This is a genomic window from Faecalicatena orotica (assembly GCF_003149245.1).
Taxonomy (GTDB): domain Bacteria; phylum Bacillota; class Clostridia; order Lachnospirales; family Lachnospiraceae; genus Faecalicatena_A; species Faecalicatena_A orotica.
Window position 1 is genome coordinate 20,629 of sequence record NZ_QGDL01000007.1, and the last position, 14,399, is coordinate 35,027.

At 39.1% G+C, this 14,399-nt stretch carries 11 protein-coding genes; 9 read left to right on the plus strand and 2 right to left on the minus strand.

From position 1 onward, the window contains the following. The first annotated feature begins 271 nt into the window (after positions 1-271). The 3 genes from rpsB to A8806_RS11910 all read left to right on the plus strand — a co-directional run bounded on the left by rpsB (position 272) and on the right by A8806_RS11910 (position 3,182). Positions 272-1,024 (plus strand): 30S ribosomal protein S2, encoded by a 753-nt coding sequence (gene rpsB, locus A8806_RS11895; protein ID WP_109731427.1) that lies wholly within the window; start codon positions 272-274, stop codon positions 1,022-1,024. Positions 1,025-1,123: 99 nt separating this feature from the next. Continuing rightward, the gene (gene tsf, locus A8806_RS11900; RefSeq protein ID WP_109731428.1) at positions 1,124-2,044 is read left to right on the plus strand and encodes a translation elongation factor Ts; all 921 of its coding nucleotides are present in this window, start codon (positions 1,124-1,126) and stop codon (positions 2,042-2,044) included. Between the two features lie 475 nt (positions 2,045-2,519). Next, entirely contained in the window at positions 2,520-3,182 is a 663-nt protein-coding gene (locus A8806_RS11910) for a HEPN domain-containing protein (RefSeq protein WP_109731429.1), read from the plus strand. A 92-nt stretch (positions 3,183-3,274) separates the two neighbouring features. Here the strand turns inward: A8806_RS11910 and A8806_RS11915 are convergent, their stop codons facing one another. Then, on the minus strand, positions 3,275-4,873 hold the full coding sequence (locus A8806_RS11915; RefSeq protein WP_181368684.1) for a response regulator transcription factor: 1,599 nt from the start codon (positions 4,871-4,873) through the stop codon (positions 3,275-3,277). Then, on the minus strand, positions 4,851-6,674 hold the full coding sequence (locus A8806_RS11920; protein WP_109731431.1) for a cache domain-containing sensor histidine kinase: 1,824 nt from the start codon (positions 6,672-6,674) through the stop codon (positions 4,851-4,853). Before A8806_RS11920 ends, A8806_RS11915 begins: the two co-directional genes overlap by 23 nt. 259 nt (positions 6,675-6,933) lie before the next feature. On the opposite strand from A8806_RS11920, the gene A8806_RS11925 reads away from it, so the two are divergent. The 6 genes from A8806_RS11925 to A8806_RS11950 all read left to right on the plus strand — a co-directional run bounded on the left by A8806_RS11925 (position 6,934) and on the right by A8806_RS11950 (position 14,390). Then, entirely contained in the window at positions 6,934-8,346 is a 1,413-nt protein-coding gene (locus A8806_RS11925) for a carbohydrate ABC transporter substrate-binding protein (RefSeq protein ID WP_109731432.1), read from the plus strand. Positions 8,347-8,400: 54 nt separating this feature from the next. Further along, complete coding sequence (locus tag A8806_RS11930; RefSeq protein WP_109731433.1) at positions 8,401-9,291, plus strand: carbohydrate ABC transporter permease; 891 nt, start codon at positions 8,401-8,403, stop codon at positions 9,289-9,291. A gap of 10 nt (positions 9,292-9,301) precedes the next feature. Next, positions 9,302-10,135: a carbohydrate ABC transporter permease gene (locus A8806_RS11935; protein ID WP_242996061.1), complete on the plus strand. Its 834-nt coding sequence runs from the start codon at positions 9,302-9,304 to the stop codon at positions 10,133-10,135. A gap of 12 nt (positions 10,136-10,147) precedes the next feature. Beyond that, entirely contained in the window at positions 10,148-11,110 is a 963-nt protein-coding gene (locus tag A8806_RS11940; RefSeq protein WP_109731434.1) for a glycoside hydrolase family protein, read from the plus strand. Further along, entirely contained in the window at positions 11,107-12,546 is a 1,440-nt protein-coding gene (locus A8806_RS11945) for an arylsulfatase (protein ID WP_109731435.1), read from the plus strand. The genes A8806_RS11940 and A8806_RS11945 overlap by 4 nt, the downstream gene beginning before the upstream one ends. A 263-nt stretch (positions 12,547-12,809) precedes the next feature. Beyond that, the gene (locus tag A8806_RS11950; RefSeq protein WP_242996063.1) at positions 12,810-14,390 is read left to right on the plus strand and encodes a GH35 family beta-galactosidase; all 1,581 of its coding nucleotides are present in this window, start codon (positions 12,810-12,812) and stop codon (positions 14,388-14,390) included. The last annotated feature ends 9 nt before the right edge of the window (positions 14,391-14,399 follow it).

The window sequence follows — 14,399 nt, forward strand, 5'->3', positions numbered from 1 at the left end:
GGTGTATTATTATTGAGCTGCAGTATATGTAATATGCCCGGAAACAGTATGCCCGGACATATTTCACACCTTTAGCATAACACAGACAATATACTACAGAAAAGCCTTGCATTCCAGTATTTTCTATGATATACTACAACCGTTGCAAAAAAACACGTATGCGGATATCTTTGACGGTGCCTAAGCCTGTTTCAGCGTGCTGATTAAACAGTCCGGTCTCAAAGAAGAGTAAAAGCATACGGAAGTTAAAAACCAAACGGAGGAAAGAAACATGAGCGTTATTTCAATGAAACAACTTTTAGAAGCAGGTGTTCATTTTGGACATCAGACAAGAAGATGGAACCCTAAGATGGCTCCTTACATCTACACAGAGAGAAATGGTATCTACATCATCGACTTACAGAAGTCTGTAGGAATGGTTGACGATGCATATCAGGCAGTTGCAGATATCGCTGCAAACGGTGGAACAATCCTGTTTGTAGGAACAAAGAAACAGGCACAGGATGCAATTAAGGCAGAAGCAGAACGCTGCGGTATGTTCTATGTTAATGAAAGATGGCTCGGCGGTATGCTGACTAACTTCAAGACAATCCAGAGCAGAGTACAGCGTTTAAAAGATATTGAAAGAATGTCCGAAGACGGAACATTCGACGTACTTCCTAAAAAAGAAGTAATCGAACTGAAAAAAGAATGGGCTAAGTTAGAGAAGAACCTTGGCGGAATCAAAGAAATGAAGAGAGTTCCAGATGCAATCTTCATCGTTGATCCTAAGAAAGAAAGAATCTGTGTTCAGGAAGCTCATACACTGGGAATCCCGCTGATCGGAATCTGTGATACAAACTGTGATCCGGAAGAACTGGATTACGTAATCCCGGGTAACGATGACGCTATCAGAGCTGTTAAATTAATCGTTTCCAAAATGGCTGATGCAGTAATTGAGGCTAATCAGGGAGCAGCAGGCGAAGAATATTATGAAGAAGCTGCAGATGAAGCAGTAGCTGAAGAGACTGTAGAAGCAGAGTAATTACGGACTTAAGATGCTTCAGCCTGTGGATACAGGTTGAAGCATTTTTGCAATAAGGGATTAGAAATATCATAAATAATCATAACGGAGGAATGAATCATGGCAATTACAGCAGGAATGGTAAAAGAATTAAGAGAAATGACAGGCGCAGGAATGATGGACTGCAAAAAGGCTCTGACAGAGACTAACGGAGATATGGATGCAGCAATCGAATTCCTGAGAAAGAACGGACAGGCTAAAGCTGAGAAGAAAGCAGGAAGAATTGCAGCAGAAGGTATCGTTAAGACAGTCGTTAAAGATGATAAAGTGGCAGCAATCGTAGAAGTAAACTCAGAGACAGACTTCGTTGCAAAGAACGCAGATTTCCAGAGCTTCGTAGAAGCAGTGGTAAATCAGGCAGCAGACTCAGATGCAGCGGATATGGATGCATTTATGGCTGAAGCATGGGCAGAGGATACATCTAAGACTGTAAAAGATGCACTGGTAGAAAAAGTTGCAGTTATCGGTGAAAACTTAAACATCAGAAGATTTGAAAAAGTTGTAACAGACGGATGTGTGGTTTCTTACATTCACGGCGGCGGACGCATTGGTGTCCTTGTTGAAGCAGAAACTGATGTAGTAAACGACGAAATCAGAACATGCTTAAAGAACGTAGCAATGCAGGTTGCAGCCATGTATCCGAAGTATGTATCCCGTGCAGAAGTATCTCAGGAATACATGGATCACGAAAAAGAGATTCTGTTAGCTCAGGCTAAGAAAGAGAATCCGGAGAAGCCGGAAAACATCATCGAGAAGATGATCATCGGACGTCTGAACAAAGAACTGAAAGAAGTTTGTCTGTTAGACCAGGCATATGTACAGGACAGCGACCTGACAGTTGCTAAGTATGTAGAGAAAGTAGCAAAAGAGAACAACGCTAACGTAACTGTTAAGAAGTTTGTTCGTTTCGAGACAGGAGAAGGTCTTGAGAAAAAACAGGAGGACTTTGCTGCTGAAGTGGCTGCCCAGATGGGTAACTAATTTTAGCCAACCCCTTAATGAGAAAATTGCCTTTTGTTTAAAGACAGAAAAGGAAGTTGTGAATATGAGGGCATATTGCGAAAGCAGTATGCCCTTGATTTTAAAAATATAGTAGATTCTTTAAAGCGTATCAAAAAAATGGCGTAGGTAATGGAAACATTTATCTGCGTTATTTTTTTACAAGTGATGAAATATAACAAAATGTGGCTTACTTAGACATGATATTCGGAGTGATTATGAAACTTCAAATGAGATTGTTAAAATTCTAAAATTGATAATCGAACCCACATATATGCTTTTTCACTGTGATAAAATTGCTACAAAGGCGATATCATCAGCGATAGAACGTATTTCAGCATTGAAAAGTTTTGTTTGAATACTTTCAAAAAAGAAACTAATAGGGCATGATGGGACAGAGTATGATTCATATTTCATATTAGAGCAATAAATTGTTATTTGTATGGAGGTGTTTAACATGAATTTGTTTAAGACATTGAGGAATGAATTGAGTTATAAAGATGATTTACAGCTTGATGGTGCTTTTGCAGTAGCGCATGTGAATTATGATAAATCACCGATATTTAATGATATTGATAGTAGGAATCTGGCAAAGAATTCAAGAAGAAAAAGTATATCATCTAAGGAGAAAATAGAAGATGTTGTTGACTGTATAGAGTCTTTTGATGGAACAGAAAAGGATTTCAAAAAGGATGATAGAATATCATTATGGAAAAATTATTGGATGGAATATATAAATGTATTTGATAAACTTGTAGATTTATTACCAAATTCAGTAGCTACAATTTATGTTGGGAGACAGGCAATAGAAATTGGCTTTAAATATTTACTACTAAAAAAAACTGGGAAAATAAATATAACACACGATTTAGGGGAGTTATCTGCTTTACTCTTCATAGAATATGATATTAATGAAAGTTACATGGATTGGGTGGATGTGTTTTGTGAAAAGTTTTGCAAGTATATTGAGGGTGGAAATGTTGAATATTTTAGATATCCGGAATATAAAAAAAATACGTATTTTGCAGGTAATCGCTTAGACATAGAATGGTTATCTTATAATTTTGCTTTGATTATATTGAAGTTAGTTCATTTTGCTGATTTAGACATTCAAGTTTAGCATAACATAAAAACAGCCCTATTCTCATTTTTTTGAAAAATAGGGCTAGATGGGTTATATTTACTTAGATAAAGTTGTATTAACCCTAAAATTTAACCTTTGGTGAATTTGTTAAAATCGGGAACAGTTTTAAGTCCATCATTTGTTTTACATTTTTTTAACTCTTTATACTGAGATGGTGTCATTCCATAAATCTTCTTGAAAAGCCGGTTAAAGTAAAACTGATCGTTAATGCCTACGGCTTCTGCTATCTCCCAAAGCATAAGATTGTTTTCTGAAATAAGGGCAGCGGCTTTCTCCATACGCAGTGAGTGAATATACTGTACAATGCTAGTACCTGTGTCGTCTTTAAAGATTTTACATAGATAGTTTTCACTGATTCCGATGGAAGCAGAAAGCTCAGTTAATGTAATCTTTTCATGATAGTGATTTTGGATATAGCAAATACATTCGACTACTTCTTTTTTATAAAAGCGAGTGTCATTTCTGATAAAGCTGTGTATTTGGGTAAAAAATTCATATAAAACAAGACTTAATTCGGTTAAATCAGTACAAGTTTCGATAGAAGTCTGGAGTTCGGTTAAATTTATATAGCTTGAGGCAGAAAGCGTAAGCTCCATATAACTGCACATTCTGTATATATAGCTTTTTAATATCTCAGGATGTATTCTTTCGGTTTTGCATTTTTCCATGAATAAATCAAAATCCTTGATAGAGTCTGCATGCTCACTCTTTGAGAGGGACGTCAGCAGTTCAGAGGCAAAGGAACGGTAATCCATAAAGTTAAAAAAGTGTTGCAGAGAAAGTTCATCAATGTATACAGGCGAGAAATTGTCATAAAAACAAGAGTGGGATGCTTCAGCGCATTTGAAACCAATATCCTTAAGCTTTTCAAGATGCAGGGCAGTTCTTGTTACAATAATGTAGAGGGAAAGTGATAAAAATTGTGAGAAACAGCTATATATATGCTGACCTAGTTCCCAGACGGTAAGTTCTGTTTCCGCGGCTGTCTTCTCAGGGTATAGGATAATGAAGCTATTGATATTCATTTGTATAAAACTGTCAGAAGGCAGATAATTGAAATTTTCCAAAAGAAGGTTCTTAATAATTGAAGGTGACAGAATTTCTCCTCTCTTGTTTGTGAATTTTTTTTGGAAGGGCTGTGTAATATAGCAAATATAATAGGCGGAGTTCTCCTGAATTTGGTAGTTCCTCAGCTTTTCATAAGTGAAATCTGTGTCCGTAAAATAGGTTTTCAAAAGAAGCTCGTTAAATGAGGGGTCATAAACGGAGCTTTCTCTTGTGTTTTGTATGGGAGATAATAAGTCAGCGCAATTTTTTAGCTGTTCTAACAGATCATCTTTATTCAAACTGATTTTTAACATATAGTCTATGGCACCTGATTTCAATGCCTGCCGAACATATTCATAATCTCCATAGTTGCTCAGTACGAGAATTTTACCCGGATAGCTTTGTTTTTTTAACGCTTTTATTAACTCCAGACCATCCATAACCGGCATTTTTAAATCTGTAATGATGATGTCCGGCTGAAATTTTTTGACGAGGGAAAGGGCCTCCTTTCCGTCAGACGCAGAGGCACAGATGGAGAAACCAAATTCTTCCCAGTTTAGGAGCGTTTTCAATGCTATCTTAACCATTGGTTCATCATCAACTATTAGTATCTGATACATAACTACCTCCAATATTTTTAAGTGTCTGTGGCTGGGTGGCAGGCAAAGTAATCGTACAGCAGGTTCCTGCCCCAGGTTTGCTTTTGATTTGAAAGTTCCCTTGTGCTTTATAAATTCTTGATATTCTTTCTTGCACATTTTGAATCCCTATTGAAATCCGCTGGCCTTTCTTATCCTCGCGAGGGCGGTCAGAATCAAAGCCTTTTCCGTTATCAGAAACGGTGATGAGCATATAGCCATTACTGCAAAAGGCAGATACAGTAATTAAAATCATTTTACCGTTATTATAAGTGCCATGATAGATTGAATTTTCTACTAAAGGCTGAAGGATAAAACGTGGAATCCTGAAATCATCGAGTTCAGGGGGAAGTTCATATTGCACTTCAAACTTATTTAGGTACCGGACTTTCTGGATTTGGATATAATAGTTTAGTATGCGTATTTCTTCTGACAAGCATACAAATTCCTCATTGTTAATTAAAGAACTCTTTAGGATTTCGGATAAGGAAGTTATCATTTCTTCTAAAACAGGTACTTGATTGAGTTCAGCAATCCACTTCAAGGTACTGAGTGTATTAAATAAAAAATGAGGGTTAATCTGATATTGCAGCATCTGAATTTCTAAGACTCTTTTCCGCTCTTCGTCTTTTTTAATTAAGGACAGCAGCTGCTGGTTTTTATCTAACATCTGATTGATGTTTATGGATAGAAAGGCCAGTTCATCGTCTGCATCAATCTCAATGCGCGAGGAAAAGTTTTCTGTACGGATATCTTTACATACATCTACTGCATTGTGTATGGGGCGCATTATAGTATGGTATAAAAGTGTACTTAGCAATATACAGATACCCAAAATCAATAAAATAAACAGGACAACGGTAGGAATAATTTTATATGCTTCTTCCCGGATATAGGAAAAGGGGATAGAAGAGATGATATAGGAATTAAGTGTCTTGTTTTTGGTATAGACCACGAGATAAGGGGCATCCTTGTTCTGATAAGTAAAAAAATTATCACGTATATCAGAGGGGTTATGGGTTAAGATTTCATCCAAAATTTCATTGTTATAATAAGGCTCGTTTCTTTTAATGGCCTCATGATTCGAGGTCAGGACAGTACCGTCTGTGTTTAATATAACAAGAGTAGAATCATTGCCTAAATCTGCAGCGGACAGGATGTCATTTGTAAAAATCTGTTCGCTGATAAATAGTAAAGTATATCCAAGCGGTGTGTTCATGTTTTGCGTACTATTAATTCTATGCCCCAGAATGATAATTTTCTGCCCCATAAATGTGTTGACATAGGACCAGCTGGCATCTGGTTTTTGCTGGTCAGTTTTATCCATAATATCCTGATAGGCAGAGAAGGAGATATCATCGTATCCCATGTCATAAATAAAAGTATTGTGATTATCCAATATTTTGATGGTTTTCATAAAGGGAGGGTATACAATTGTATCACTGATAAGACTGTTCATATGGCGGCTGATAATCTCCTGTTTTTTTTCGGACAGAACAGTATCGTTAGAAAGAAAGTCCTGTATCGTTGGATCAATACTCAGTTTTCCACCTAAATATTGATAATCTTCCAAGGTAGCATCAATAGTCTTACTGATTTGCAGCAGGGCTGTGAGGTTAGCCTGTCCCAATTTATCTGTTACGGCATCAGAATAGGCTGAGTAAAAATAGAGCGATATGATTAAAAGCGGTAATATGCTGATCAGAAAAAAGCTTCCGATTAAACGTGTGCTAATGTTCAAACGGCGAGTATACTTTATTATAAGAGAAATAAATTTTGTCATAATGATATCACCCTAACATTTTGTATTAGGTATCTGTTATATGTCCGGAGCAGATACGTTATGAAATAATGTGGTTTCATAAAATATTATACATGATTCATAAAAAAAAGGTAGAGACAAACTTAAGATTAGATATGAAGATTGTCCATAAAAAGTTAAGAAAAAGAAGAATGTACAAAAAAGAGTGAAAATCCTTCATGTAAACCGAAAGTGAAAAATGATAAATTAAATTTATAAAATAAGTAGAGGAGAGATACCTATGAGAAAGAAGATTTCAATTATTTTGGCGGCTGCATTATGTATTACCAGTTTAGCAGGATGTGGTAATGGAAAAGAGGAGAAAACAGCAGATTCGGATACGAAGCAAGTAAAGACAGAAGCTGGTACGGAGGAGGACAGTGTTTCAGGAGAGCTTAATATCGCTGTCTTTCAAGGCGGAATGGGGGATGCCTATTGGAACGAGATTGTGAAAATGTTTGAAGCAAAGTACCCTGAGATTAAGGTAAACATGAATATTAATCCTAAAATTGGGGAAATCATTAAACCTCAGATTGTAGCAGGAAACGTACCGGACTTTATTTCTTTGAATATGGGTGAAGCAAGCGGTGTTATGGATTCACTTGTCAAAGAGAAGGCATTGCTGGACTTGACAGATATTTTTGAGGAAACGCTGGAGGGTGATACACAGCCGCTGAAAGACCGCTTTTTGGATGGAATTATAGGCAGCAAAGCGACATCCCCCTATGATGACGGGAAAATTTATCTTGCGCCTTTTGACAGTGGTGCAATGGGATTAGTCTATAACAAAGCACTGTTTGAAGAGAAGGGATGGGAGCTGCCGGAGACTTGGGAGCAGTTTATGGCATTGGGCGAGACGGCCCAAAATGATACTTATATGGTGGGCGACAAGGAAGTTACAGGCAGGGCATTACTTGCTTATCCGGGAATCCATCCGCAGTATATGAGAAACATTCTTTTCCCGGCAGTTGCACAAAACGGCGGCAGTGAGGCTGTCAATGCATTTTCTAATTATGAGGAGGGTTATGCGGATAATGCAAAGACAATTGAATATCTACAGGTGATTCCTGAACTTGTTGAAAAGGGATATCTGTTGGAAGGTACTGTGGCATTAAATCACACACAATCTCAGACAGAAATGATGTTAGGAAAAGCTCTTTTCATTCCGTCTGGTGCATGGATGGTGAATGAAATGAAAGATGCCCCGCGTGAAGAAGGATTTGAATTTGGAATGATTGCAATGCCTTCTATGAAAGAAGGGGACAGCAAATATATTGCTTCAAGCTGTGAGCAGTTCTCCATTCCGGCAAAAGCAAAGAACCCAGAAGCTGCAAAGGCTTTTCTGCGATTTTTATATACAGATGATTCTGTTAAAGCATTGGCCGAGCATGCAAGTGCATTATATGCATTGAAGGACGCGAAAGAAATCTGCAAAGATATCTTAGATGATGAGGTCTATAATATGTATGAGGCATATGAGGATGCGGAAGCAGTGCTTGTTTATACAGCACCATTGCCACAGGGATGTAATGTGGATGTGAATCAGGAATTGTATCACAAATGCTTTACAAAAGTTATAGATGGCAGTATGACGGTTGAAGAATGGATGCAGAGTATTGAAAAGGCATTTGCAGAAATCAGAAGCTTAAAATAGGGGAGTAAGAAGAGGCCGTTTGTACGGCCTCTTTTAAGAAGGAAGGAGCAGTGTATGAACAAAAAAAGAATGAAAACTAAAATACCGGTATTTTTTATTGCGTTCAGTGTCGTACCCCCTGTTGCACTGATGGTTTTATTTATGATTATGCCAACAATTGAGGCATTCAGACTGTCATTTACAAATTCCACGGGTATGGGAGGTTCTTATGATTTTGTAGGCCTGAAGAATTATATATATATGTTTCAAGACTCTTTATTTATATTATCTCTAAAAAACACTATAAAGCTCATGGCGGTTATACCATTAATTACGGTCATTTTAGCGCTTATTTTTGCTTTTGTACTAACACAGACAAAGTTGAAGGAGAGGGGTATTTACCGGGTAATTTATTTTATGCCGAGTATCATTTCCTTAACGGTTATTGGTATTATTTTTTCTTTTATTTTTAACCCGACAATGGGATCTCTCAACAATATGCTTACAAAAGTTGGTTTAGGTCAACTAGCTTTAGCATGGCTGGGCGATTCAAGGACTGCACTGTGGTGTATTGGGGTAACGTTAGTATGGCAGTCAACAGGATACTATATGGTAATGCATATTGCTGCTATAGACGGGATATCGCCAGACATAATGGAAGCAGCAACGATTGACGGAGCAGGCCAATTTCAGAAATTAGTTAAGATTATACTGCCTCTCCTAAAAAATATTATTGGGATTACTTATGTATTATCTTTATCAGGGACACTGGCACTTAGCTTTATTCTCTCAAAGGTAATGACAGCGGGCGGACCATCTGGGACGTCAACGGTATTGCTCCAATACATGTATCAGCAGGCATTCACAAATTCTAATTTTGGCTATGCTATGGCAATTGCAATATTTACGCTGATTATTTCAATTAGTCTTTCGGTGATTTCCAGAGGACTGACAAACAGAGAATAGGAGAGTAGTTATGATGAAATGCGTAGTAAAGAAATGGATCAGCAGAGTTTGCCTTATATTTTTCGCTTTCTTATTTTTATACCCGATGATGTGGAATCTGTGGTCTTCGTTTAAAAGTAATACAGAATTTCTGACGGCTCCTTTTGATTTCCCGAAAGGGATTGAAATAGATAATTATGTCAGAGCATTTACAAAGGCCAATATGGGAGCTTATTTTTTGAATTCATTGTATGTGGTAATTGCAGCAACTGCTTTGACATTACTGTTTGTGATACCGATTTCCTATGTTCTGGCAAGGTATAAGTTCAAAGGCTCCAAAATAATACTGAACTTTTTTATGTGCTGCATTTTTATACAGGCCACCTATATTATGGTGCCACTGTTTTTACAATTAAATACGATGAACTTATTGGATAATCTGACTGCTATGAGTCTGGTTTATGCCGTTTTTCGTTTCCCGTTTTCTATTTTTCTTTTGGTCGGATTTATGAAGGGGATACCGATTGCTTATGAGGAGGCGGCGCAAATAGACGGATGCAGCAGAATCAGAATTTTAATCAGTATTATTATACCTATGGCAAAACCGGGGATTGTTACCGTGGGAATGCTTTCAGCAATGGCGTATTGGAATGAATATCCTTTGGCACTTGTCCTTATTCAGTCCGAAGAGAAGAAAACGCTTCCGGTTGGACTGGCAAATCTGTATGAAGTACAACAATATGCAACAGATTGGAGTGCCTTATTTGCGGCGTTGATTATTGTATTGGTACCAACTATTCTAATCTATCTTCTTGGACAGAAGCAGCTTATCGGAGGCGTTGGAATGGGTGGTATTAAAGAGTAGGGAGGGGACAGAATGAATGTATATGAAAGACTTGCACCGGCACGAAGGGAGTGTGTGCTTAGGAAAGAAGGCTGGTATATATGGGGTGCTTCTGTATGCAGATATCAGGATAAATATTATATCTTTGCTTCCGGTTGGGAAAAACAGTATAAATTTCAGGGGTGGGTAAAGCACTCAACTATTTTTAAAGGCGTTTCAGACAGACCGGAGGGGCCGTTTAAGATTTTGGGCGAGATGGAGGAATTGAAACAGCAGGAGTGGTCATCGGAGGTTTTACATAATCCTACGGTATGCAAGGTGGGAGATACATATTATTTGTTTTATGTAGGGACAAGATATCATGTGGATGGTCGGACTTGTGTATTGCCGGATGACTATGAAGTTTACCGTTATAATCAGAGGATCGGGGTTGCTGTTTCCGAAAACCCAATAGAAGGTTTTCGGCCTGTTAAAGAAAATCCAATCTTAGACATCAGTGAAAGTGGATGGGATAGTACCTATGTGACGAACCCTTCCGTTTGGGCAGAGGATGGAAAAATCTACATGGTCTATAAGGCATTGATACAAGACCGGCTTCCAGACATTGTGATGAAGCTGGGACTCGCAGAGGGGGAGAAGGTAGCTGGACCCTACAGGAGGATATTGGGCCATCCCTTGCTGCAGTATAATATTGAAGACCCCTTTATCTGGAAAGAAGAAGGGAACTATCACCTGCTTGCAAAAGACATGACTGGTGAACTGGCAGGAAAGCCAGACGAAGCTGTGGTGTTAGAGTCTTCTGATATGAAGAAATTTGCCTGGCGAGAGAAAAGAGCGGCTTACTCAACTGAAATTGAATGGGAGGATGGGGTGGAGTATTATCAAAATGTGGAACGCCCGCAAATTTATTTTGAAGAAGGGAAACCAGTGTGTCTTTACAATGCGGTAAGAACGAAGGATGATGGCAGTTTTAACGTAGCGAGGAGATTTCGATGAACAGACCCAATATTATCTTAATAATGACTGACCAGATGCGGGGAGACTGTATGTCTGTGGCAGGGCATAAAGATGTTAAAACCCCTAATTTAGATACTCTTGCATTAAAAGGAATTCGATATCCGAATGCTTATTCAGCGTGTCCTTCCTGTGTTCCGGCACGTGCGGCAATGTTTACGGGAATGAAGCAGGAACATCATGGACGTGTAGGGTACGAGGATCGGATTACATGGGACTATCCTCATACACTGGCAGGAGAATTGGCGAAAAACGGATATTATACACAGGCAGTCGGAAAGATGCATGTACATCCCCAAAGGAATTATATGGGATTTCACAATGTAATACTGCATGACGGTAATTTGACTGCCAATAGAGCGATGAGCCTTTCATTTTATGAACATCAGGAAAATTGTGATGATTATTTTTATGACTTGAAAAAGAAAAAAGGTATATCAGCAGATTTGTATGATGTAGGAATAGACAGCAATTCCTGGGTGGCCAGACCGTGGATGTATGAAGAGAATCTGCATCCAACGAATTGGGTGACAGAACAGGCAATTGATTTTCTGAGGAGAAAAGACCCGAATCGGCCTTTCTTCCTGTATTTGTCATATGTACGTCCCCATCCTCCATTTGATGCACCGCCATGTTTTTGGGATATGTATGAGAATATGGAATTGAAGTCCCCTGTAGTTGGGGACTGGGCAGATGAAGAGAATTTGAAAGAAAAGGGGCTTATCTTAGATTCTGATACGGGTCCTGTGGATAAAGAGATGGTAAAAAGAGCGCAGCAGGGATATTATGCATGCATTTCACATGTGGATAATCAAATCGGCCGGTTTATGCTGGCATTAGACCGATATGGGATTTCTGAAAATACTGTGATACTTTTCACATCGGACCATGGAGAGCTTCTTGGTGATCATTATACATTCCGCAAGGTGCGCCCTTATCAGGGAAGTGTTAACATTCCGTTATTCATCAGTCTGCCGGATAAGAATACATGGGGGAGCGTATCAGATGATCTGGCAGAACTTCAGGATATTCTGCCGACTATTGTGAAATTGGCAGGGGGAGATATTCCGAAATTGGCAGATGGAGAAGATCTGCTGGATATTAGCCGTGGAAAAAGAAAATATATTCATGGAGAACATAGTGGATTTGGGGGTGAATATGAGATAGGAAATCAGTATATTGTAACAAAAAAGGATAAATATATCTGGTTTATGGAAAGTGGGAGAGAACAATATTTTAATTTGGAAGAAGACAGGTTTGAAGTTCATGATGGGATTCAGGAACCTGAATATCAGGAACGAATCTCTGAGCTTAGGAAAATTTTGATTCAGGAGCTGCAAAACAGGGAGGAAGGATATGTGAAAGGGGATCGCCTTATTGCAGGAAGAAAACAGCAGAATCTACTACTGTATAATTAAAAATCTTAGAAATACCGACAATAAAATTCAGGCACCGCTGAAAATCGTTTAAAATTACGTATTTAAAAATGTTCATCATTTTTTGAACATTTTTCCTAAATTCCGCACTATGTAAAAAAAAATCTCGTTTATAATAATTATAGTTACTGTTAAATAATCCGGCACATTATAGAATCTCCCCTTGAAAGGTTAATTCTATGATGTACCGGTTTGTTTTCACACATATTTACAGCAGTAGCAGAAGATTGAATGGAGGTTTCAAGATGTCTAAAATGCAATCAATTATTCAGGTTAATTCAGAGCCTTTTATCATGCTGGCAGGAGAGGTTCACAATTCGAATTCGTCATCAGTGGAGGTGATGGAGCCCATCTGGCAGAAAGCGGAAAACTTAGGAATGAATACGCTGCTTTTGCCTGTGACGTGGGAAATGCTGGAGCACGCAGAAGGGGAATTTGACTTCACGCTTGTAGATGGTTTAATCCGGCAGGCCAGAGGATATGGGATGCATATTTGTTTCTTGTGGTTTGGTGCATGGAAAAATGCACAGTGCTATTATGCACCAGAATGGGTGAAAAGTAATCCGCAGCGTTTCTGGCGTGCTGAGGTACAAAAAGGAAAGAAAAAAACCAACCTTGCAAATTTCTATGGCATGCCCTATACAACGCTGTCCAGTCATTGTGAAGCAACCGTAGAAGCGGACAGCAGGGCGTTTGCCATGCTGATGCGGCATATCCGGGAAGTAGATGAGAAAGAGCATACAGTCATTATGATGCAGGTGGAAAATGAATCAGGACTGCAGGGGGCAGCAAGGGAGCATTCTGATTATGCAGAAGAACTTTTCCAAAAAGAGGTTCCATCTGAATTTGCAGAGTATATGAGACAAAATGTTACTGAAATGAATCCAGAGGTCAAAGCTGCAGTTGAGGCCGGAAAAGAAGCCGGGTCGTGGGAAGATGTGTTTGGACTGGCAGCGGAAGAGATATTTCAGGCATATTCGGTGGCAAAATATATAGACCGTGTTGCAGCGGCGGGAAAGCAGGAGTACAATCTGCCGATGATGGTGAATGCGTGGCTCGATAAAGGGCAGGAGGCAGGCATGTATCCAAGCGGCGGACCGGTAGCGAAGATGATGGAAGTGTGGAAATACTGCGCCCCTCATATCGATGTATTCGCCCCGGACATTTATGTACAAAACTTTTGTGAAGTTTGTGATGAGTATACAAAACTTGGAAATCCCCTTATTATCCCGGAAACAGCAGTCCATAGCCATGCCGGCCCCCGCCTTGTTTTTGTGATTGGCCATTATCATGCAGCCGGGTTTGCACCATTTGGGTTTGAGGATTTGGGCCAGACACTTACGTCAGCAGACAGCTATCTTTTCGGTGTGGATACTTCTGACCCTCTGCTAAGCACGCCTCAGAACGAGGAAGAATATGCCTGGTACAACAGGACACTGCATTCGATGATGCCGGTGCTTGTATCTCGTTATGGCACAGAGAACCTGCAGGCAGTAATCAGTGAACGCCCGGAACAGGACATGATGATGTTTGGACAGTATGGATTTAAGATTATGATGGATTCCCCTCTGTGCACGAGAAAAGACGGTGTATGTCTTGCGGTGAAAGTGGATGAGGATGAATTCTATCTTATTGCAAATGGGTGTATGGTAGCTCCTTTTTCTGCAAATCCAAAGAAACCCCATCTTGATATACTGGCATTGGAAGAAGGGGAGATCAGGGAAGGCAGATGGCATATGAGACGCAGGCTTAATGGTGACGAAGTGGCGGCAATGCGATATAACAGCCCGACACTATTGAGGGTAAAACTGTTTACATATGAATAGAAACATGCA

Coding starts and splice junctions, on each gene's coding strand:
- rpsB (WP_109731427.1), top strand. CDS start 272: ATGAGCGTTATTTCAATGAAACAACTTTTAGAAGCAGGTGTTCATTTT.
- A8806_RS11915 (WP_181368684.1), bottom strand. CDS start 4,873: ATGTATCAGATACTAATAGTTGATGATGAACCAATGGTTAAGATAGCA.
- A8806_RS11940 (WP_109731434.1), top strand. CDS start 10,148: ATGAATGTATATGAAAGACTTGCACCGGCACGAAGGGAGTGTGTGCTT.
- A8806_RS11930 (WP_109731433.1), top strand. CDS start 8,401: ATGAACAAAAAAAGAATGAAAACTAAAATACCGGTATTTTTTATTGCG.
- A8806_RS11950 (WP_242996063.1), top strand. CDS start 12,810: ATGTCTAAAATGCAATCAATTATTCAGGTTAATTCAGAGCCTTTTATC.
- A8806_RS11935 (WP_242996061.1), top strand. CDS start 9,302: ATGATGAAATGCGTAGTAAAGAAATGGATCAGCAGAGTTTGCCTTATA.
- A8806_RS11945 (WP_109731435.1), top strand. CDS start 11,107: ATGAACAGACCCAATATTATCTTAATAATGACTGACCAGATGCGGGGA.
- A8806_RS11910 (WP_109731429.1), top strand. CDS start 2,520: ATGAATTTGTTTAAGACATTGAGGAATGAATTGAGTTATAAAGATGAT.
- tsf (WP_109731428.1), top strand. CDS start 1,124: ATGGCAATTACAGCAGGAATGGTAAAAGAATTAAGAGAAATGACAGGC.
- A8806_RS11920 (WP_109731431.1), bottom strand. CDS start 6,674: ATGACAAAATTTATTTCTCTTATAATAAAGTATACTCGCCGTTTGAAC.
- A8806_RS11925 (WP_109731432.1), top strand. CDS start 6,934: ATGAGAAAGAAGATTTCAATTATTTTGGCGGCTGCATTATGTATTACC.